This window comes from Streptomyces sp. CA2R106 (assembly GCF_037034245.1).
Lineage (GTDB): Bacteria > Actinomycetota > Actinomycetes > Streptomycetales > Streptomycetaceae > Actinacidiphila.
Window position 1 is genome coordinate 1 of sequence record NZ_JBAGKC010000211.1, and the last position, 283, is coordinate 283.

A 283-nucleotide genomic window follows, 5' to 3' on the forward strand; every position below is an offset into this window, starting at 1 on the left:
GCCCGCCAGGGCTTCAAGCACCTCGGCCTCCGACGCCTCCACCGCCACCATCGCCCCACCCGACGGCAACCCCTGCATCAACCGACCCCGCGCCGCCACCACCCGACACGCATCCTCCAACGACCACACCCCCGCCACATGGGCAGCAGCCAACTCACCGATCGAATGACCGCCGACGACCTGCGGCGCTATACCCCACGACTCCAACAGACGGAACAGGGCCACCTCAACCGCGAACAACCCGCACTGCGCCCACACCGTCTCGTTCACATCACCCCCACCC

The 283-nt window shown here is 68.6% G+C and carries 1 protein-coding gene; it reads right to left on the reverse strand.

What is annotated here, in order from left to right; translation table 11 throughout:
* Positions 1-283, reverse strand: a 283-nt coding sequence (locus tag WA788_RS35785; protein WP_335984716.1) for an acyltransferase domain-containing protein, incomplete at both ends; no start/stop codon positions are given.